Here is a 19,553-nt window from a genome sequence, read left to right as displayed (position 1 = left end):
AGTGCGAAGGCCTGCGCGATGGTCCGAATGCTCGGGAAGAGGCAAAACGTTCTCTCGAAAACGAAAGGATCTGACACATGTGCCTCATGAAAACCCCGAAAACCCCGGCCCCGGCGCCCATCGCGGCTTTCGACAACACCGAAAGCATCCGCAGCGCCGATCTTGAGGCGCGGTTGCGCCGCCGCCGTGCCGGGGCGGCCGCCAACGTGCTGACCAGTGCGTCGGGCATCCCGCACACGCCCACGCTGGGCGGGGTGGCGCAGTGATGGACAGCCACCGCAAGAACCATCCTGCGGCCAAGGATGCCATCGACCGCTGGTCCGAACTGAAGGCCCTGCGCGGCGGTCACGAAAGCGATTGGGAAGACATCGCCCGGCTGATCCGTCCGCAGCGCGGCGGCTTCGCCCAGGACAATCCGACCAATCGCGATCACGTCAAGGCTTTGTCCAGCCAGCCCATCCTGGCCGCCAGCAGCTTCGCCGCCGGGATTTATTCCGGCCTGACCAACCCGGCCAACCGCTGGTTCGGGCTGGAAACGCCGGACGAGGATCTGAACGCCTGGCAGCCCATGGCCGAATGGAACGACATCGCCACCGCGCGGGTGCTGTCGTCCTTCAAGCCCGCCATGTCGTCGTTCTATTCCAGCACCTTCCAGTGCTATTCCGACATCGCGGCCTTCGGCAACGCCGCCGCCTATGACGAGCTGGACGAACGCGAACAGAAGTTCATGGACGTGTCGCTGTCCCTGTCCGAGCTGGTCTGGGACATCGACGCCTGGGGCCGGGTCAGCGAGGTGGTGCGCAAGTTCCACCTGACGCCCCGCCGCGCCCTGGCCTTCTTCCGCGATCGGGGCGAACTGCCCCCCCGGATCCACGACCTGGCCGAGAAGAACGACCAGACGAAGCTGCCCTTCTATCACCACGTCTTCAACAACGCGGATTGGCGGCCGGGGCGGCTGTCGAACCAGAAGCCCTGGAAATCCATGTATGTCTGCGACGAAAACGCCTGGCTGGTCAGCGAACGCGGATACGAGGAAATGCCCTATTACGTCCCCCGCTGGGACGTGGACAGCGGCCACACCATCGGCACCGGGCCGGGTTTCATCGCGCTCGCCTCGGCCCGCGTGGTGCAGCAGATGGAACATGCCACCATCAAGGCCGCGCAATGGGCGTCCGACCCCACCCTGATGGCCCCGTCGCGAGAGGACTGGCCTCTGCACGGCCATATCCGGCCCGGCGCCATCGTCTATGGCGGCATGGACATCCGCGGCCGTCAGATGATCGCGCCGTTGCAGATGGGCGGCGGGATCGGCCTGACCGATGCCGAAAAGCAGAAGAAGGTCGAGGAGGTGAAGGAAGCCTTCCACTATGCCCTGATGACCGTGCAGGGCCGCACCGGCCTGACGCCGCAGGAAACGCTGATCATCGAAGAAGCGAAGATGCGGAACTGGGCGCCCCATTCTGACCGCATCATGGAGGAATACGCCGCAAAGAAGGTCGAGCGGCGGTTTCGTATGCTGTGGCGGGCCGGGCAAATCCCGCCGCCGCCCAAGGAAGCCACCGGCCTGCCGCTGGGGATGCGGTATCAGTCCGCCGCCAGCATGGCGATGAAGGCGCGCGAGGGCATGGCGATCGTGCAGTTCCTGGGCAACCTGGCGCCGCTGGCCCAGACCGATCCCCGGTATTTGCAGCGCCTGGACCCCGATGCCGTCATCGAGGCCCTGCACGAGGCAAGCCCGTCCCTGCCCGCGCGGATGCTGCGGTCGCGGGAGGAGGCCGACGCCATCGCCCAGGCGCAGGCGCAGGCCCAGCAGCAGGCCGCGCTGCTGGAGAATGCCGGACCGCTGGCCGGGGCGGTGAAGGATCTGGCCGGCGCCGGGGCCGAGATGCAGGGCGGGGGGATGGTGCAGTGAGATCTAACCTGATCGACCTGGAGGCCCGGCTTATCCGGGAGACAGAAAAGGCCCGCTGTTTCGATTTCGGGCTCGACGCCAACGTCTGGTTGCCGAAGAGCCAGCACGAATGGGACGCCGGTGGCAATGTCGTCACACTTCCTGAACCAGTAGCGGTCGAAAAGGGGATCGTATGATCTGGGACCGCTTCACCGTCATCCGGGCACTGATCCCGCACAAGCCCTCGACGGGCGACACCGCCCGCCGATGGCGCAATGCCCGGGCCGTCGCGCCCGAGCTTGCCGCCGATGTCATCAGGTTTTCCGGCCTGCTGACCATGCAGCCCGCCCGCTTCGTGGACGGGTTTTCGACACCTGAACTGGACCCGGCGCGGCTGGCCTATGAGGCCGGACGCCGCGATCTGGGTCTGCAACTGCTGGCGCTGATGGGCGTCAGCCAAACAGAGCTTAATGCCATGATGGAGGACAGATGATGTTCATGCGGAACCTGGGACATGTGACCCGATATTTCTCGGCCGAGGGCGCGGACGGCGGCGCCGGTGGCGATGGTGGCGCTGCGGCCGATGCCGCAGCCGCCGCGGCGGCAGCCGGTGCCGAAGCTGGCGCGGGCGATGGCGGTGCCAAGTGGTTCGAAGACGCCCGGATCCCCGAGGATGCCCGGACCTGGATGACGGCCAAGGGCGTGACGGCCGCCGCCGATCCGTCCGAGGCGATCCTGAAGATGGTCGGCATGGGCCAGGCCGCCGACCGCCGGTTCGGCCGCCCCATCGACCAGGTGATCGACAAGCCCGGCAAGGATCAGTCCCTGGCCGAATGGCGCCGCGCCCATGCCGACGCCTTCGACCTGCCCGCCGACGCCTCGGGATACGAGATCACGCGCCCCGAGGGCCTGACCGACGACATCGCCTGGAACGACGACCTGGCCGGGAAATTCCGCGAAAAGGCCTTCGAGCTGGGCCTGTCGCCGCAAGACGCCCAGGAGGTCGCGAACATGTATGCCGGCCATATCGCCGAGCTGAACGGCAGTATCGAGCGCGACATGCGCGAGGCGGAAGCCAAGCTGTCGGCCGAGCTTGACCGCGAATGGGGCAAGGATGCCGAGGTCAAGACGACCCGCGCCCGCCAGGCCGCCGCCGCGCTGGCCGAACAGGCAGGCCTGGACGCCGAGGGCATCAAGGCGGTGGTCGGCCTACTGTCCAGCGGCGCGCCGGGTCAGACCCTGGCGATCAAGATGTTCGCCGCCCTGGGCGAGGGCATGGCCGAGGACAAGGGCATCGGCCTGCGCGCCGGGGCCAGCGGCTTCGGCATGTCGAAAGAGGAGGCGACGGCCGAGTTCAACAAGTTCATGGCCCCGGACGGCGAATGGGCCAAGGCCAGCGCCGCCCGCGACAGCGAGGCCATCGCCCGCCTGCGGCCCCAGTTCGACCGGCTGGCGAAAATGGCGGCGGGGGCCAAGTGAGCCAGGGCCACGATCTTCTGGGCCAGATCGCCCATGCCCGCGCGCAGCTGATGATGCGCGGGCATGAGGCCGTCACGGTCATCATCGGCCGCGCCACCCTGGACCGGCTGAAGCGCGAGGCCTGGCCCTATGCCCCGCATGAGGATCAGATCATCGACATGTCGTATGAGGTTCGCGAGGATCTTGAGGGGTGGGTCGTTCGATCGAATTCAGGGTTGGAAAGGTAACCGATACTTAACCGGGGCTGAAACAGTCTTTCCTTTACCCAAGTCGTAAGTTTCGTTCAGGCGGCACTTTTTGAGCCGCCCTTTCTGGATTTCAAGAAGAGGTTTGAGTGAGCGCGATCGAGCAAAGCGACCAGGTGGGGCAATAACATCGACTTGCTTTGTACCGCTGAGTTGTCGCGCCATGTCGATCGCGCTGCACATGTCGGTATCTGCGGAGATGATGATCGCCCTGTCATAACTGTCTTGCAGAGTGTCCCGGACAAGATGAATCGCGATGTTTACGTCTGTCTCCTTTTCCTCGTGTGTCCAGTACTGGGAGGAACAGGTGCGACACTTGAGCGACTTCTTCTTGAAATTGCCTTCGACGAACTTCACGCCTTCGGCCATCAGAGCTTGCACATAGTCGCGATGCCGAGCGTGCGCATCGGGCATCCAAGTCGCGTAGGCAGAGAAATACTTTACCTGCTTCAGTTCCTCATCGTGCCTAAGAAACGACTCTGACAGGCGTCGCAGGCAGAGCCATTTCAGGCTGTCGTCCCGCAGTTCGTCAAGAGCATGATAGAGGTTAAAACCGTCAACATAGACAATTGTACGCTTAGGCATCTAGTTGTTCCACAACAGAAAAGAGCCGCATCCAGTCCTAGGATGCGGCTCTCTATCTTACAGGATATACCTGCAAGGTGGATGAACAGAATCTAGGTCGTGCAGTGTGCATAGTCAAGCGGGGTAAGCAGTGCGAACTGCCAACTTCCCTAAATTTAAGTGCAGCACCCCAGTAACGCTAGGCTTTTCAGTCTCATTTTTTTCTGGCGCAACGCCCTGACCTGTGGCTATTTCTGATCCTTGACGGGCAACCCCTTGTTTGAGGGGTCCAGACGACAGCGGGAAAGACTGCCGGGTAGGCCCCCGACAAAAGCCAGGGCGGGTCCGGTTGCCGGGCAACCCCTCCGAAAAACCATCATTCAGTTTTTCAGGAGGGGGCTATGCCTCAAGAAATGCTCGTTGAGCAGCATCACAAGATCCAATACGCGGCCAGCGTGCAGATGGTCGCGCAGCAGACCAAGAACCCGCTGGACGGCGCCGTCAACGAAATCCCCGCCTCGGGCGAGGCGATGGCGGTTTCGGACCTGATCGGCGAGGCCGAGTATCAGCGCGGCGAACAGCACAGCCGCCGCAACCCGGAAAACCCGATCGGCAAGACCCGCCGCTGGGTGGTGTTTCAGGATCCCATCGAGTCGGGCCAGTACATCGAGAAGGAAGAAAAATTCAAAACCGCGATGGACCCCACGTCCAATTACGTCACTGCGCATACCAATGCGGTGCGGCGCGGCAAGATGGACCTGATCCTGGGCGTCAGCAAGGGCGACGATGGCAACTTCTATGTCACCGAGGGCGGGATCCTGGGGCGCGCGCGCGAGGGCAAGACCCCCGGTGTCGCCACCCCGCTGCCCTCGACCCAGTTCATCACTCACAACAGCCAGGGCCTGACCATCGAAAAGCTCCGGGCCGCGCGCCTGCAACTGAAGACGGATGAATTCGGGCTGGAAGACAACGATGCCCTGTATGGCCTGATCACGCCGCAGCAGGAAGACGATCTGCTGGCCATCGCCCAGCAGAGCGGTCCGTCCCTGAACGCCTTCACCATTGAGCAGCTGAAATCCGGCAAGGCCACGTCGCTGCTGGGCATCAACTGGATCGTCACCAACCGCGCCCCGATGAAGTCGAAGACGGATGATGACATCCGCCTGTGCCCGATCTGGTCGAAGAACAACATCATCGCCGCCCGGTGGCAGGGCATCGAGGGCAAGATCTGGAACGACCCCCACGCCAAGAACCTGCCCTATGTCCTGGTCGATGCGTATTACGATGCGGTCCGGGCGCAGGACAAGGCGGTCATCGTGATCGAATGCAAGGAACCGACCTGACGGTCAGATGACGGCCGGGTCCGCCCGGCCGTGTCCTTTCCCCCTGAAATCTGGAGAACATTATGGCTATCGTGAAAGGCCAATCCGATCTGATCAGCGACCCGGCGACCCTGTATTCCGGCGCCGATCCCGAAATCGCCCGCGGCCGCCCCATCGTGTCGGCGGGGCGTGTGACCAATGCCGCCAGCGACAGCGCCGGGTCGAGCTATCACCTGGTGGACCTGCCGGCCGACGCGCTGCTGGACGCGCTGACCTGCTTCAAGGTCGATACCTGGGGCTTTGCCACCGTGTCGATCGGCACGGAAACCGACATCGACGCCCTGGTCACCGTCGCCAAAAGTGCGGGCGCCACGGTCACGCCGATCACCCGGCTGGGCGCAACGCACCAGAAACGGCTGTGGGAAATCCTCGGCCTGGCTGCCGCCCCGAAATCCGGGGTCATCAGCCTGTATGCGCATGGCCCCGCCAATGCCACGGCAGCGGGGTCGATGCTGTTCGAAATCCATTACCGCTTCCGCTGACGCGGGCGCGAGGGGTCAGCCGCCATGTCCACATCAATGGCCATCGCCACCATCGGCGCCGCCGCCTTCCAGGCGATGGAGCTGGCCCCGTTTTCGTCTTTCGCAGACGATACACCGCAGGCACAGGATGCCGCCTCCCAGTATCCTGTCGCGCGACGCATGTGCCTGGAGGCCTGCGACTGGTCCTTCGCTTCGACCGTGGTCAACCTGCCGCAGGTGGCAGTCAGCGGCCAGCTGGTCGATCCATCCCTGGTCCATGCCTTCGCCCTGCCGGGCGATTGCGTGATCTTCCGTCACCCGCTGGATCTGGACACCGGCTGGCGCCTGGACGGTCGCACCCTGCGCACGGATCGGCCTGGCCCGCTGGCAGTCCGATACACCCGCGACGTGGACAACGAGAACCTGATGCCGGCCAGCTTTCAGACCGCCCTGGCGCTGCGGCTGGCAGCCATGCTGTCGCCCCGCTGGGTTGGTTCCGACAGCAAGACGCAATCCCTGGATGCCCGCGCCGAAATGGCGCTGAAGACCGCGATGCGCATCGACGCCCGGTCCGCCAGCCTGGAACGCTATGACGGCGAAGATTACGGCGTCACCGACTGGGTCGGATGGGCAACGCGATGAGCAGGGTTTCCCGCGACCAGCTGTCCTTTTCGTCGGGCGAGGTTTCGCCGCTGCTGTATGGCCGGCCCGATTACCAGCGGTATCAGACCGGCCTGAAATCCTGCGTCGGCTTCCTGCCCCTGCGGCAGGGCGGCGTGACCCGCGCGCCGGGCACGATCTTCCGAGGCTATACCCGGAACAACGCCAAGGCCCGCCTGATCGCCTTCGAGTTCGCGAAGAACGACAGTTTGATCCTGGAACTGACGCCGGGCTGGATGCGCGTTTGGCGCTATGGCCAGCTGGTTCCGGCGGCTGGCGGCGGCGTCTATGAACGGACGCATCCCTATACCGCGGACGATCTGGACACCTTGCAATGGGTCCAGTCGGCGGATGTGATCTATCTGGCGGGCGGCGGCAAGCCGATCCAGCGGCTGGCGCGGATGGCATTGAACAATTGGTCGATCGGTGCGGCCAATATCCGCAATGGCCCCTTCAGGGTGCAGAACCTGGACAAGGCCCGCACCATCCAGGCCAGCGGGATCACGGGCAGCGTCACCCTGACCGCCAGCCAGTCGCTGTTCACGGCACAGCATGTCGGCAGCCTGATGCGCATCGAGGTCCGCGATTACGCGAACATCCCGCTGTGGACCGGCAACACCGATGCCAGCGTCGGACAGAAAATGCGTTATGACGGCCGCATCTATGAGCTGGTGACGGGCAGCAACACGGGACCGAATGCCCCCACGCACGACGAGGGGACAGAACAGGCCAGTCTGGATCCGGTCGTCAGGTGGCGATATCTGTCCGACGGCGTCGGCGTTGTGCGCATCACGGCAGTTGCCAGCGGCACTTCGGCCACGGCCCAGGTGTTGCGCGCCTTGCCGGACGCGATCGTCGATACCCCCAGCTATCGGTGGTCCGAGGGGGCCTGGTCGAACGTCTATGGCTGGCCGACCAGCCTGGAAATCCATGATCAGCGCCTTGTCGCGGCCGCCACGCCGTCCGAGCCGCGCACCCTGTGGTTTTCCGTGATCGGCGATTACCTGGACTTCGAACCCGGCACCGATGCCGACAGCAGCTTCGCCTATTCCATCGCGGGCGGCAGCAGCCAGAACCGGGTGATCTGGCTGAAGACTGGTCGATCTGGCCTGCATATCGGCGCCTTGGGCGAGGAATATTCGGCACGGGCCGAACGGTCCGAGGCGATGAATGCGACCAATGCCTATTTCGGGTTCGACAGTTCGATCGGGTCCAAGGAAGGCATCCGGCCGATCAGCCCTGACGGTCGGCCGATCTTTATCAGCAAGGATGGCGCGCGCGTCATCGAAATCGCCTATGACTTGCAATCGGACGCCAACAAGGTGGTCGAGCTGTCCATGCCCGCCGAACACCTGGGTGCGGCTGGCTTTAACGAAATCGTCTGGCAGTCAGCCCCCTTGCGATTTGCTTGGCTTCGGACCGGCGATGGCCAGCTGGTCGCGATGGTCTATGACCCCAGCGAGGACGTGCTAGGCTGGGCGCAATGCCCCGTCGCGGGCGGCTTCGTCGAAGCCCTTGCGGTCAGCACGGATGCGACGGGCAGCACCGACACGCTGACCATGGTGACGCGCCGCACGGTCAACGGCCAGGTTGTCCGCATGGTCGAGGACCAGGCCCAGAATTGGGGCGTGGTCAGCGGCAGCGCGGATATCGCGGATGCCGTCCATCTGTTCGCGTCTAAGATCTTCACCGGCGCCGGATCCAGCGCCTTCTCTGTGCCCCACCTTGCAGGCGAGACGGTCAGTATCTGGACCGACGCCGGCGAGTTCGGCCCCCTTATCGTTCCGTTGGACGGCACCGTCACCATCCCGGCGGAGGTGACGCGCGCGGTGATCGGCCTGTTCGAGGCTGGGGCCGTGGTGGAAACCCTGCCGTTGCAGCCGATCGCGAACGACGGTGCCGCGCGCGGGCGGCGGAAGCGGCTGGGACCGCAATCAGGGGTCACCCTGCACCGGACCGCAGCCATGCGCGCCGCAGCTGTCGAATGCGACCTGGGTCAGGCGGACAGGACATGGCCGGCCATGAACCTTTTGCCCAGGCCGGTCGCGGCCGATCTGTCCCAGGCATTTTCGGGGACGGTTCGGTCGCAGCTGACATCGGGCTGGGCGCAGGATGTCACGCTGCGCTTCTGGCCGGTCGGCGGGGCGCCCGCCACGCTGCTGGCGATCACGCCGATCTTGCATGAGGGGGGTCTGTAATGTGCGTCATCGCCGGATTGGCGGCCATCGGGAACATGGTCGGGAGCCTGGGCGCGACAGCGGCCGGGGCGACGGCCGGGGCCACCACGGCCGCCGCGTCGGGCCTTCAGGCGGTCGGCACCGCGATGGCCGTGGGCGGATCCCTGGTCCAGGGCATCAATGCGAACCGCATGGGCAAGGCGCAGGCGCGTGCCCTGGAACAGCAGGCCCGCGATGAACGCAGCCTTGCCGCCGTTCAGGAAAGCCGCACCCGCCAGCAGTTCCGAACCGCCATGCGCCAGCAAATGGCCCAGCTGGCGGCGCGCGGCGTATCGCTGGACAGCCCCACGTCGATCCTGCTGGGCAGGACAGCGGCCCAGGAAATGTCCTTTGAAAGCCAAGCGATCCGATCTGGGGGGCAGGCCAGATCCACCGAACTGACCGGCGCGGCCCGGATCGCGCGCGGTCAGGCGCAAAGCAGCCTGCTGAAAGGCGGGTTCGACGCGGCAGGATCGTTCCTGACCGCCGCACCCAAGCTGTGGCCGGGGCTGCTGTCATGACCCTGACCGTTCCAAAGGCCGGCGTCATCGGTGGCGCCACCGCATCGCCCCGGTTCGAAGCGGACCAGACCGGCGACATGGTCGCCCAGTTCGGGCAACGGATGCTGGAAATCGGCAGCCAGATCAAAGCAGACAGGCTGGACCGACAGATGAACAGGGTGCAGGTCGACATGACCCGCGACCTGGGCGAGGCGCGCAACGAATTCGACCAGATGGGCGACCCGGACGAGATCGACAGGCTTTGGCCGCAACGCGTCGACGAAATCCGCGAAAAGCACCGTCAGTCCTTGGATCCCGAAAATGCCGATCGGTTCGATTTGGCCTATGATGATCTGGCCAACCGCCAGGCTTTTGCCATCGGGCGAAGGTCCATTGATCTGCGGCAAAGCCAGCGGATGGCGACCTGGAGCGATTATCGCGCCGTGGCTGGGCAGCAGGCGGTTGCGGTAGACGCTGACACCCGCGAAGCCCTGTATCAACAATTCGATGCGCAGACGGACAGCCTGGTCAGCAACGGCATCATGACGCCGGAAAAGGCCGCCGAGGAAAAGCGCCTGTTTCGAGAGCAGACCCAGAACACCCATGTCATCGGCCAGATTTCGGATGATCCGCAAGGTTTCCTCGACCGCGCAGATGCGGGGGAATATGGCTACCTGCCGCCAGAGCAGGTAGCCCGGTATCGTGCCCAGGCCACCAGCAACATCGCGGCCGCCGAGGCGAGAGCCATTAGGCAAGCCGACCTGGACGCCAAGGAGCAAAGCGCGCTGATCGGGCGCCGTCTGGTTGAAATCGCCCAGATCGCCGACGCGGATCGCATTGCTGTCGATGAAAGCTTCCTGGCCTTGCCCGAGGTCCAGGCGCATCCAGACTTTCCCAAGGCCAAGGCTGCGATCGATCTGCGCACCGAAAGGGCCGACCTGCCGTTCATGACCCCGGCGCAGATGGATGCCCTGATCGCACAAGAGGAAAGCAAACCGATCGACGCCCCCTTTCGGGCCGCGCGGCTGAAGGTTCTTGAGGAACGTCGGGACGCCGCGCTGGAAGGCTGGGCTCGCGATGCCATCGCCTTTGCCGAAAAGTCGGGTTTTCGCGTGCCGGAGATGCCCGATATCGAAGCGGCCCCCGTGGCCGAGATCGAGGCTGCGATCCAGAAACGCGCTGCTTTCGCAGAAGGCTTGCTAGAGGGTGGTTTCACCAAGGGTGTGCAAGCCTTGACGTTGGATGAACGCGAGGCCCTGAAATCCGCCCTATCGGTCGATGCCGATCCCGCGCGTAGGGCCGAGCTGGCATCGGCCCTGGCCCGCAACAACGCCGCCCATCTGATCGAAGACCCCGTCGCGCAGCATGTCGGAGGCCTGTTGGTCAGCGGCGGCAGCGAGGCACTGGGCCGTTCCATTCTGCGCGGCCAACAGGTTCTGGCCCAGGACAACATTGTTCTGCCGGCCCTGAAGGATCGGCTGGACCCGGCCTTCGACCAGATCGGCGCCCTGTTCGCGGATGCACAGGGGGGCGAAGCAACGCAAGCCAGCATCGTCGCCGCAACGGATGCGCTGTATGCCGCCCGGCAGCGTCGAGTCGATCCGGCGGCGCCGATCAACGAAACCGTCTACAAGCAGGCCCTGCACGAGGTGATGGGCGGGACGGGAACATTCGACAGCGATGAGGCGACGGGAGGGGTCGCGCGGGTTGCCGGTCGTCTGACCGTGATACCTATGGGTGTCAGCGCAACATCCGCCGAACGTGCGCGAAAGCTGCTTTACCGTGACTTGATCGGCGTCGGCGCCGGGGGTGGGCCGACCGCAGACCCCTCGGCGAAGATGAGGCAAGGCCAGGACAGTATGCGCCAGGTGTCCCTCTCTGGCGGGGTGCCCACGATCGGCGGCGAGGTCATCGGCGCGGACGATTGGGATGATGCAGAGTTCGTGGCCACAGGACCGGACGAGTATCAGCTTGTGATCCCCACCCAGGACGGCGTGATCACCGCTTTGGACAGCGACAGCAAAGAACCCTTCGTGTTCAGCCTGACGCGTCTGATCCGGAGGTACGATCAGTGAACTGGTTCGTCAAACCCGCTGATCCCGACAGTTTCCGCCCGGCCAAAGATCCGGTCCCCACCTTTTCCGAACGTCGCCGTGCCGCAACGCGGATGCAGCGGATCGAGGATGACAGCTGGGGAGACAGCGCACGGTTCAGCGAACGACTGGTTGATGACATGGCGCGGCAGATGGGCCTGTCCTTCGACCCGAAGCAGCACCGCAATGTGGGGGCCAAGCGGGACTTCCTGTTCGGGGAAATAGCCAGGGCCCGCGATATGTCGGCTGACGCTTGGCCCGATCTTCCGACCAACACCGACGAATTCAATCAGCGGGCGCTGGATCTTCAGAAGGCGGATCATGCCGCCAACCAGCAGGTCTTGCAGAACGCACCGGCGGGCAGTTGGGGCGCCGAGGTTCTTGGGCGGACATGGGGCGGACTAACCGATGCGTCGTCTGTTGCCACCTTGCCGCTGGGCGCGGCCGGTGGTGCGCGGATCGGAGCCACGATCCTTGCCGAGGGCGCGGCTGCGGCTGCGGGCGAGGCGATGATCGCCGATCAGCGGCGCGAACAGGCGGATCGGCTGGGGTTGCCCCAGCCGTCGGTCGTAAGCGATGTTGCCGGGGCTGCCGCTACTGGCGCAGTTCTGGGTGGTGTCATCGGCGGCGCGGGTCAACTGATCGGCCGTGGTATCGACGCCCGCGCAGCCGGTCGCCGCAAGGCCGCAGGCGATGCCGCATCCGCCGAAAGCTTGGGGGTTTCGACAGAGGAACTGGCCGAAGCCAGGATCGCGGGGCTGTCGCCAGGACGACAAGAGGCCGCCCTGGCTGCCACACGCCACGCGATGGAAAACGGCTATGACATCCCCGCGCCCCCAGGCCCACATGGCTATAACGAGGCCGCGACGCTGCGGGCCATTATCGGCGCTGAAAGCGGGGGAACCCGCGACCCTGCACGCGCCCAGAACCCGAACAGCAGCGCGCGCGGATTGGGCCAGTTCACGACGGATACGTGGTTTGAAACCCTGTCACGTCATCGCCCAGATTTGACGCAGGGCAAAGATAAGTACCAGGTCGCCCCGTTGCGGGATGATCCGGCGCTGAACGCTGAAATGACGCGCCTGCACATGCGCGACAATGCGGAACACCTTCAACGTAACGGGATTTCCACCGGGCCGGGCGAAATCTATCTGGCCCATTTCATGGGGCGCGGCGGCGCCGTGCGGGCGCTGCGCGCCCCCCTGAACACGCCAATCTCCAGCCTGATGACGCGCCGGGAAATCGCCGCCAATGCCGGCATACGCCATCGCGGCAAATCCTTCGCCCAGTTCACGGCAGGCGATCTGGCCGATTGGGCGCGCCACAAGATGCGGTCAGCCTATGATCCGAACGCCAGCACCGACATGCCCCAATGGGACGGTTACACCACGTCGCGCGGCTATACCGGCAGCGGCCAGGTCACGGCGGGCGACAACTTCCGCCTGGATGCGGATTACGAGGTTGTGGACGCCCGGCTGCTCACCAGGGCTTCCGGCCCTTATCAGCCCCGTGATCGCGGCCGCATCAGTTCGGATGCCTGGGTTGCCGACACGGCCGCGAGGCTCGATCCGGCGCAGTTGATGCCCGCGCCGACCGCCGACCGTGGCACGCCGCTGGTGGGGCCGGACGGAATGATCGAAAGCGGCAATGGCCGGTTTTCCGCCATCGAACGGGCCTATGACCGGCACCCTGATCGGGCAGCAGCATATCGCCAGCAGATCGAGGCGGCAGGCTATACCATACCCGAAGGGGTAGAACGTCCGGTGCTGATCGCCAGACGCAGAACCGAACTGGATGACGCGCAGCGCCAGGCGCTGACGGTCGATGCCCAGGACAGCGGCGTCGCACGCATGACGCCCACCGAAATCGCGCAGACCAGCTCGCGCGCCATGACCGCGCAGCGTTTGGCCGGATTTGTTCCGACCGCGCGGATCGCTGATCCTGACAATCAGGGCTTCGTGCGCCAGATCCTGTCGGCACTGCCGCGTTCTGAACGCAACGCCCTGCTGGACAAGGCCGGTGCGCTGAACGCCGAGGGCGAACGGCGGTTGCGCCAGGCATTCTTCGCGCGCGCATGGGACGACCCCGATCTGGTTTCGCGCTATGCCGAGGCCGAGGACGCAGGCGATCTGAAATCGCTGATGGATGCGCTTGAGGATGCTGCGCCCGAATGGGCCACGCTGCGGGCCGAGATCGAGGCCGGCAATGTGCGGGCGGAATTCGACATCACCGGCCACGTCCTTGAAGCGATGCGGCTGATCGGCCGCGCCCGATCCGAGGCCGCTGCCGGGCGCGGCCAGATGGCCCGCATCCTTGCCGATATCCTGGACGAGATCGATCTGCTGGATGGGGCGCTTAGCCCGCTGACCGTTCGCCTGGTCCAGAAATTCTGGCGCGATGGCCGGGCGGCGCCCGCTTCCGAGGTCGGATCGTTCCTGTCTCGTTATGCCGCCGAAGCGCGGAAGGCGGGCCGGACTGGCGACCTGCTGGGCATCAGCCCCACTGATGCACTGCGCACGATCGACGACAAGACGTTCGGCGATCTGCCGCAGGAATTCGGCAGGGTGCGCGGACATCCTGCGCCGACGGTCCAGGATGCCGCCATGCCGGAAGATGCCTATGCCAAAGGTGCTGATAGCCCCGAGGCCATTGATGCCGATCAGGTCGCGGCCGAGGAGATGGCTGCCGATCTGGAGGCCGCGCGGGGCGAATATTCCGACATGACATGGCGGGCCGATCCGAACGGCCCGGAAATCACGGCGCGCGATCTGCTGGACGATATCGGCGACGATATCGAGCTGGCCGAGGTTCTGCGCCTGTGCAACGCAGGGGCGGCGGCATGACCAATATCCACGACTGCATCCAGCGTGCGGTGGACGCCAAGGAATTGAACCCCGTGCGCGGCCGCGCGGCGCAAGGGCAGTATGACCAGCTGGTCGCGCGGTATCGATCCGTCATGTCCGAGGACCAGGCGCAGCTTGCCGCCGCGGCCGACCTGAAGGAGGCCACGCGCCGTGCGGCGCGGTCCCGGTACCACGCGGTGATCAACCAACTTCAGGCATTGCGGCGCATCAAGGCCCTGATCGAAACCGCCCCCGATCCGGCGCGGGCCGTGAAATACCTGATTGAGTACTCGGACGGACCGGGCTTTTCCGGGGAAAGCGTCAGGTCTCTGACCGATGCCTATCACAGCTCGATCGCCGCCGGACTTTACGAGATGCTGACCAAGGTCGGGCTGAACGTGTTGGGCAACAGCCGCGACAGGATCCTGCTGGAAAACCTGATGGATGAGCTGCACGGCATCGCCACCGGCAATGCCGATGCTGCCAAGCTTGCCGAACTGGTCCGGTATCAGCAGAACCGGATGCGGCAGCTGTTCAACGCCCATGGCGGCGACATCGGCGAGTTGGCGGATTACGGCGTGCCCCATGCCCATTCAGTCGAAATGCTGCGCACGCGCGGTTTCGACGCCTGGGCCAACACCATCGAAACCCGCTTGGCCTGGGACAAGATCATCGACCTGGGCACCGGCAAGCCCTATGCGGCGCAGCCAGGAACGATCCCCGACCGCGCGCTGACCGACCGTTTCCTGCGCGAGGTGTATGAGAACATCACCACAAGAGGCTGGAATACTCGCGACCCCAGCCTGACCACCGGCGGGCAGGCCCTATATAACCAGCGTGCCGATCATCGCGTCCTGCACTTCAGATCCGGCAAGGACTGGCTGGCCTACAACAACGACTTCGGCAATGCTGATCCGTTCAGCGCCATGATGAACGGGCTGTTCGGCCTGGCCAACGATGTGGCGATGATGCGGGTGCTGGGGCCGAACCCGCGCGCCGGACTGGAATTCGCGATCCAGGTCGCGCAGCGGCGCGCGGCCGAACTACGCGATCCCAAGCTGGAAAAATCAGTTCATGCGCAGGCCGCGCTGGCCCGCACTATGTTCAACCATCAGAGCGGCGCCAACAACATTCCCGAGAGTGTAGGGTGGTCCACGTTCTTTTCCGGTGTTCGGGCCTTCAATGTCTCGACGCAGCTTGGCAGCGCCGTGCTGTCGTCAGCATCGGACATGGTCACCATCGGTCTGGCGGCGAACCATATCGGCATGAACCCCACCAATGTCGCGGCGCGAACAGCCCGGCTGGTCGCCAGCCATACAACCCGGCAGGAAGCCGCGCGCATGGGGTATGTCGCGGCAACGCTGGCGGATGCCGGCGCCGGACAGGCGCGGTATTTCGGCAAGTTGATGGGCACCGGCATCACCAACCGGATGGCTTCAGCTACCCTGCGCATGTCCGCCCTGACCTTCATGACCGACATGCGCCGGATTTCTTTCCAAATGGAGTTCTCGGGCTATATGGCCCAGAACGCCGACCGCGCCTTCGCCGACATTGATGCACCCTTGCGCCAGGTGCTGTCGGATCGCGGCATCACCGCACAGGACTGGGACTTGCTGCGCGATCCAGCCGCGCGGTTCGTGTCGCAGGATGGCGCGGATTTCATTGCGCCCAGCTATTGGCTGGAGAACCAGACGGCCCTGCCGCGCATGGAAGCGGAAGGCTTGGCGATGCGGTTGCAGATGATCACCCAGGAGCATCTGGAAATGGCGGTGCCGACCGCAAGTCTGGAGGGCCGCGCGCGAATGATCGGCGATACCAAAGGTGGGTCGGCATCGGGTGAACTCCTGCGCAGCGCGATGGTTTACCGAAGCTTTGCCCTGTCGCTGACGATGAACCAGTATCGCCGCTGGCTCTACAAGAAGAGCGGCTGGAGCAAGCTGGGCTATGTCGGCGCCCTTGGCGCCGGGCTGGTCCTTACCGGCGCCTTGACGATCCAACTGAAGGAGATCGCCAAGGGCAATGACCCCCGCCCCATGAACGACCGCAAGTTCTGGTTCGCGGCGCTGATGCAGGGCGGTGGCCTCGGCATCTTCGGAGATTTCTTCTTTTCCGAAGCAAGCCGGACGGGCGGTGGCTTTGGCGAGACGCTGGCCGGCGCCACCGTCAGCTTCGTCGGCGACGGGATGGGTCTCGTGGCGCAACCCCTTGGCCGGTTCATCGCCGGCCAAGAACCCAACTTCGGCCGCACCGTGTCTGATTTCGGCCGGTTCAACACCCCGGTTATCGGAACGAACCCGCTAACCCGCGCCGTCGTCTCGCGCGGCATCTGGGACAATGTGCAACGGTTTTTGGACAATGATGCCGAAAGCACCTGGCGACGCCAAGACCGCCAGCGCGAGCGGGAGTTCGGCACCCGCAGCTTCTTCGACAGAGGAAGCGCCACCCCATCTCGCGCCCCCGACCTGACCAACATCCTGGGAGATCAACGATGACCGTAGAAGTCTTCGACCCCGCGCCGATCTATGTGATCGCAGGGACCGGCCCTTATGCCGTTCCGCACCCCTATGCCGCCGGCGCGATCCGGGTGTCTGTCGTGACCGAGCGGGAGGTGATCCAGCTTGACCAGGACGACTTCACGATCACGCCGGAAGCGTCCTTTGTTTTCGGCGACGTGTTTCTGTCGGCGCCCGCCGCTGCGCTGCATGCTGGACAGAGCCTGCTGATCGAGCGCGAAACGCAGGACGAACAGGGCTGGGCGGGACTTCTGGGCGAACGCGAACGCGGGTTGGAGCGCCAGCTGGACCAGCTGACGATGGCGAACCAGGAGCTGCGCCGCCGCCTGGCGACCAGCCTGCGCAGCATCGCGGCCATCAACCCCGTGATCCCCGCCAATGGCCGCGCGCTGATCTGGGAAAACGACCAGCTGGTCCCCGGACCCTCGGCGGCGGCGATTGCCGAGGCCGAGGGCATTCTGACCGGTGTCACCTCGCCGCCCTATGCCCCGTTTGAGACACGGGCACAGGCGATGGCCACGGTCGTGCCGGATCGGATCGGTTACATCGTGGTGGGCGGATTGCCCTTTGCCGCCACCACGGACGCCGACCACGCCGCGCTGACCACGGCTGGGGGGCGCATGTGGACCCCGGCCGGCGTCTGGACGCCCGCGCATTTCGACAGCTTCGAGGACTTCATCGCGAAATCCGGGGTCGCCGCCGTGGCCGAGCTGGACAAGGCCGAGGTGGTGCGATCAGCCCAGGTCACCGGCTTCGGCCCTGGGCAAAAGCTCGTCGGGGTGGGCGCTGACAAGTCCATCATTCGCCGGAATTTCAGTCGCGGCAGCTTGATCAACGTTGACGGCCAGGCCGGAATGCGGATCGAAGGGCTGACCCTGGACATGGGGACTGGCGCCGAAGGCGGACACGCGATCCGCAATCTGGGCGATTACAGCATCGTGCGCGATCTGATTGTCAGAGGATATTTCCATCCGACCGGCGGCGCCGGCGGCACGGGCGTTCTGGCGGCCGGTACGGCTGAAATTCCGGTGCGCGGGGTGCGCATCAGCGATCTGATCCTGTCCGGCGCGATCAACCCCAATGCCCTCGAAACCTTCGGCTGGATCTTTTCGGACGTTTGGCACGGGTTTGCGCACCACATCTATTCGGAAAATGCCCTTGGCGATGTCACTGCCATGGCGCATGAGCTGAAGAACGATGCCCGGTGGAACAACCTGCATGCCCTGACGGCGTTCAATTCGATCTATGGTCTGGGCTTTGGGCAGACGACCGTAGGCATCAATGGCGCGAAATACAACGTCGCGCTGGGCCTGCTGGCACATGCGTGCGACCGTGGATTTTCCGCCAGCGAAGGCGCCCGCAACCTTATCATCGGCCTGATCCACGATCCGACGGACGGCCCAGGCCGGATCGCACCGGCCGCAGTAGAGTTGCGCAATTCGTCCGAGCGCAACATCGCCGAAAGCATCATGTCTCTGGGCGGCAGCAATTCGCGCGGCGCGCTGATCGACAGCAGCTTCGGGAACTTCGTGTCGCTGTATATGATGGGCAATGGCGCGGCCAAGGTGGCCGATATCACCGGCGCAACGGCCATTCGGAACGTGATAGAGGTTCGGCATCCAGGCGGGTCCAATAGCGTGCGCGACCGGGTCACGGACACCTCGGGGGCCAGCCGCCGCAGCGGAAACGCGAATGTCGTCTATTGTCCTGCAACGGGCGAACGGATCGGATCGATCAGCGGGACCTTCCATGACGTTCTGTCCGCGAGCGGCGACCTGGGGATCCAGTGGAACCCTGCCCACTATTGGCGGTATGAAGCCGACACGCGGACCATCCATGCCCTTGGCACAGATGGATCCCTGGGCAACATCGCCGGGATAACCCACGCCACACCCGACACGGAGGAACGGGGGTCGATCTGGCATCAGCTGGGCGCGACACCCGCCGGCGATTTCTGGGCAGTCCGGGGCTGGGGAAAGGGGACGACCTTCGCATTCCTGGCCGACGCATTTCAGCCGGCCACCACCTATTCGGAAGCGCTGGACCTCGGATCATCACAGGGACGGTGGCGGGCGGTCTACACCACGCTGGTCGATTACGGCGGCGGGGTTCGCGACATGGTGGGAAATGGAGCGCCTGAAGGGGTGGTGCCGGGCGGGAAGTCGTCTACATACCGCCGACGCGACGGTGCGGCGGGCTCGTGTTTCTATGTCAAGGAAAGTGGCACCGGAACGACCGGCTGGATCGCGAAGTAAGCGCATCGGCCGAAAACGCCTTGTCTAAGGTATTGATGTTATTCAATGCCAAAGTGACGGAATATCTTGTCAACTAATTGATATTCAATGTTATGCGGTTGACTTTTAATCAGTGGGTCACAGGTTCGAATCCTGTCGGGCTCACCATTTTTCTCCTTGTGAGAACAGGCTGCTATGAGGAATTGCAGGATAGGCAATTCTGATGTTGATTGCCCCTCAGCGGACATCTTGAGTTTGGTGAGTAGCGCGCGTTTACCTTGATCGTGCGCCCCTCCAACCGGCTGCCACAATCTCGGCTTCGTTACAGAACCAACCCTCGCCCTTGCTCATCGATTTGGGTTCCGCCACAGGCCGATGACCAGGGCGCGTGATAAATGCGCTCGCCCTTGGTGGAGATGTGCCCCTTGAGAGTGCATCCGTCCGGAGCACCGGCGACTGCACGCTGCCATCT

Annotated in this window: 16 protein-coding genes; 15 read left to right on the top strand and 1 reads right to left on the bottom strand. The window is 64.5% G+C overall.

Translation table 11 applies throughout. The features are described 5' to 3' along the window. The first annotated feature begins 86 nt into the window (after window positions 1-86). The 6 genes from PARHAE_RS05475 to PARHAE_RS05450 are packed head-to-tail and all read left to right on the top strand — an operon-like array spanning window position 87 to window position 3,597. The gene (locus PARHAE_RS05475) at window positions 87-266 is read left to right on the top strand and encodes a hypothetical protein (protein ID WP_164555157.1); all 180 of its coding nucleotides are present in this window, start codon (window positions 87-89) and stop codon (window positions 264-266) included. Continuing rightward, complete coding sequence (locus PARHAE_RS05470; protein WP_126153595.1) at window positions 266-1,912, top strand: portal protein; 1,647 nt, start codon at window positions 266-268, stop codon at window positions 1,910-1,912. Before PARHAE_RS05475 ends, PARHAE_RS05470 begins: the two co-directional genes overlap by 1 nt. Then, window positions 1,909-2,088 carry a hypothetical protein gene (locus PARHAE_RS21000; protein ID WP_164555156.1) on the top strand — a complete coding sequence of 60 codons (180 nt, stop codon included), beginning with the start codon at window positions 1,909-1,911 and terminating at the stop codon, window positions 2,086-2,088. Before PARHAE_RS05470 ends, PARHAE_RS21000 begins: the two co-directional genes overlap by 4 nt. Continuing rightward, window positions 2,085-2,384: a hypothetical protein gene (locus tag PARHAE_RS05465; protein ID WP_126153594.1), complete on the top strand. Its 300-nt coding sequence runs from the start codon at window positions 2,085-2,087 to the stop codon at window positions 2,382-2,384. Before PARHAE_RS21000 ends, PARHAE_RS05465 begins: the two co-directional genes overlap by 4 nt. Next, a complete protein-coding gene (locus tag PARHAE_RS05455; RefSeq protein ID WP_164555155.1) occupies window positions 2,384-3,370 on the top strand; it encodes a hypothetical protein in 987 nt (328 codons plus the stop codon). Before PARHAE_RS05465 ends, PARHAE_RS05455 begins: the two co-directional genes overlap by 1 nt. After that, window positions 3,367-3,597 (top strand): hypothetical protein, encoded by a 231-nt coding sequence (locus PARHAE_RS05450; protein ID WP_126153592.1) that lies wholly within the window; start codon window positions 3,367-3,369, stop codon window positions 3,595-3,597. Before PARHAE_RS05455 ends, PARHAE_RS05450 begins: the two co-directional genes overlap by 4 nt. Here PARHAE_RS05450 and PARHAE_RS05445 read toward each other — a convergent pair. Then, entirely contained in the window at window positions 3,580-4,200 is a 621-nt protein-coding gene (locus tag PARHAE_RS05445) for an NYN domain-containing protein (protein WP_126153591.1), read from the bottom strand. The genes PARHAE_RS05450 and PARHAE_RS05445 overlap by 18 nt on opposite strands. 380 nt (window positions 4,201-4,580) lie before the next feature. Here PARHAE_RS05445 and PARHAE_RS05440 point away from each other — a divergent pair, with 380 nt between their 5' ends. The 9 genes from PARHAE_RS05440 to PARHAE_RS05400 all read left to right on the top strand — a co-directional run bounded on the left by PARHAE_RS05440 (window position 4,581) and on the right by PARHAE_RS05400 (window position 19,102). Then, the gene (locus PARHAE_RS05440) at window positions 4,581-5,522 is read left to right on the top strand and encodes a phage capsid protein (protein WP_126153590.1); all 942 of its coding nucleotides are present in this window, start codon (window positions 4,581-4,583) and stop codon (window positions 5,520-5,522) included. 62 nt (window positions 5,523-5,584) lie between these two features. Beyond that, on the top strand, window positions 5,585-6,043 hold the full coding sequence (locus PARHAE_RS05435; protein WP_126153589.1) for a hypothetical protein: 459 nt from the start codon (window positions 5,585-5,587) through the stop codon (window positions 6,041-6,043). Between the two features lie 24 nt (window positions 6,044-6,067). Further along, a complete protein-coding gene (locus PARHAE_RS05430; RefSeq protein ID WP_126153588.1) occupies window positions 6,068-6,664 on the top strand; it encodes a phage connector family protein in 597 nt (198 codons plus the stop codon). Continuing rightward, the gene (locus PARHAE_RS05425; RefSeq protein ID WP_126153587.1) at window positions 6,661-8,880 is read left to right on the top strand and encodes a phage tail protein; all 2,220 of its coding nucleotides are present in this window, start codon (window positions 6,661-6,663) and stop codon (window positions 8,878-8,880) included. Before PARHAE_RS05430 ends, PARHAE_RS05425 begins: the two co-directional genes overlap by 4 nt. Next, window positions 8,880-9,419 (top strand): hypothetical protein, encoded by a 540-nt coding sequence (locus tag PARHAE_RS05420; RefSeq protein ID WP_126153586.1) that lies wholly within the window; start codon window positions 8,880-8,882, stop codon window positions 9,417-9,419. The genes PARHAE_RS05425 and PARHAE_RS05420 overlap by 1 nt, the downstream gene beginning before the upstream one ends. 212 nt (window positions 9,420-9,631) lie before the next feature. Then, window positions 9,632-11,473, top strand: a complete 1,842-nt coding sequence (locus PARHAE_RS05415) for a hypothetical protein (protein WP_126153585.1) — start codon at window positions 9,632-9,634, stop codon at window positions 11,471-11,473. Beyond that, window positions 11,470-14,334, top strand: a complete 2,865-nt coding sequence (locus PARHAE_RS05410; RefSeq protein ID WP_126153584.1) for a hypothetical protein — start codon at window positions 11,470-11,472, stop codon at window positions 14,332-14,334. The genes PARHAE_RS05415 and PARHAE_RS05410 overlap by 4 nt, the downstream gene beginning before the upstream one ends. Then, the gene (locus PARHAE_RS05405; RefSeq protein ID WP_126153583.1) at window positions 14,331-16,826 is read left to right on the top strand and encodes a hypothetical protein; all 2,496 of its coding nucleotides are present in this window, start codon (window positions 14,331-14,333) and stop codon (window positions 16,824-16,826) included. Before PARHAE_RS05410 ends, PARHAE_RS05405 begins: the two co-directional genes overlap by 4 nt. Further along, the gene (locus PARHAE_RS05400; RefSeq protein ID WP_126153582.1) at window positions 16,823-19,102 is read left to right on the top strand and encodes a hypothetical protein; all 2,280 of its coding nucleotides are present in this window, start codon (window positions 16,823-16,825) and stop codon (window positions 19,100-19,102) included. The genes PARHAE_RS05405 and PARHAE_RS05400 overlap by 4 nt, the downstream gene beginning before the upstream one ends. Window positions 19,103-19,553: the final 451 nt, after the last annotated feature.

It is taken from the genome of Paracoccus haematequi (genome assembly GCF_900631945.1).
Lineage (GTDB): Bacteria > Pseudomonadota > Alphaproteobacteria > Rhodobacterales > Rhodobacteraceae > Paracoccus > Paracoccus haematequi_A.
Note: the sequence above shows the minus strand (reverse complement) of the source record. Positions and strands in the feature narration are given on the sequence as shown.

Coding starts and splice junctions, on each gene's coding strand:
- PARHAE_RS05475 (WP_164555157.1), top strand. CDS start 87: ATGAAAACCCCGAAAACCCCGGCCCCGGCGCCCATCGCGGCTTTCGAC.
- PARHAE_RS05470 (WP_126153595.1), top strand. CDS start 266: ATGGACAGCCACCGCAAGAACCATCCTGCGGCCAAGGATGCCATCGAC.
- PARHAE_RS05465 (WP_126153594.1), top strand. CDS start 2,085: ATGATCTGGGACCGCTTCACCGTCATCCGGGCACTGATCCCGCACAAG.
- PARHAE_RS05455 (WP_164555155.1), top strand. CDS start 2,384: ATGTTCATGCGGAACCTGGGACATGTGACCCGATATTTCTCGGCCGAG.
- PARHAE_RS05445 (WP_126153591.1), bottom strand. CDS start 4,200: ATGCCTAAGCGTACAATTGTCTATGTTGACGGTTTTAACCTCTATCAT.
- PARHAE_RS05440 (WP_126153590.1), top strand. CDS start 4,581: ATGCCTCAAGAAATGCTCGTTGAGCAGCATCACAAGATCCAATACGCG.
- PARHAE_RS05435 (WP_126153589.1), top strand. CDS start 5,585: ATGGCTATCGTGAAAGGCCAATCCGATCTGATCAGCGACCCGGCGACC.
- PARHAE_RS05430 (WP_126153588.1), top strand. CDS start 6,068: ATGTCCACATCAATGGCCATCGCCACCATCGGCGCCGCCGCCTTCCAG.
- PARHAE_RS05425 (WP_126153587.1), top strand. CDS start 6,661: ATGAGCAGGGTTTCCCGCGACCAGCTGTCCTTTTCGTCGGGCGAGGTT.
- PARHAE_RS05420 (WP_126153586.1), top strand. CDS start 8,880: ATGTGCGTCATCGCCGGATTGGCGGCCATCGGGAACATGGTCGGGAGC.
- PARHAE_RS05415 (WP_126153585.1), top strand. CDS start 9,632: ATGGGCGACCCGGACGAGATCGACAGGCTTTGGCCGCAACGCGTCGAC.
- PARHAE_RS05405 (WP_126153583.1), top strand. CDS start 14,331: ATGACCAATATCCACGACTGCATCCAGCGTGCGGTGGACGCCAAGGAA.
- PARHAE_RS05400 (WP_126153582.1), top strand. CDS start 16,823: ATGACCGTAGAAGTCTTCGACCCCGCGCCGATCTATGTGATCGCAGGG.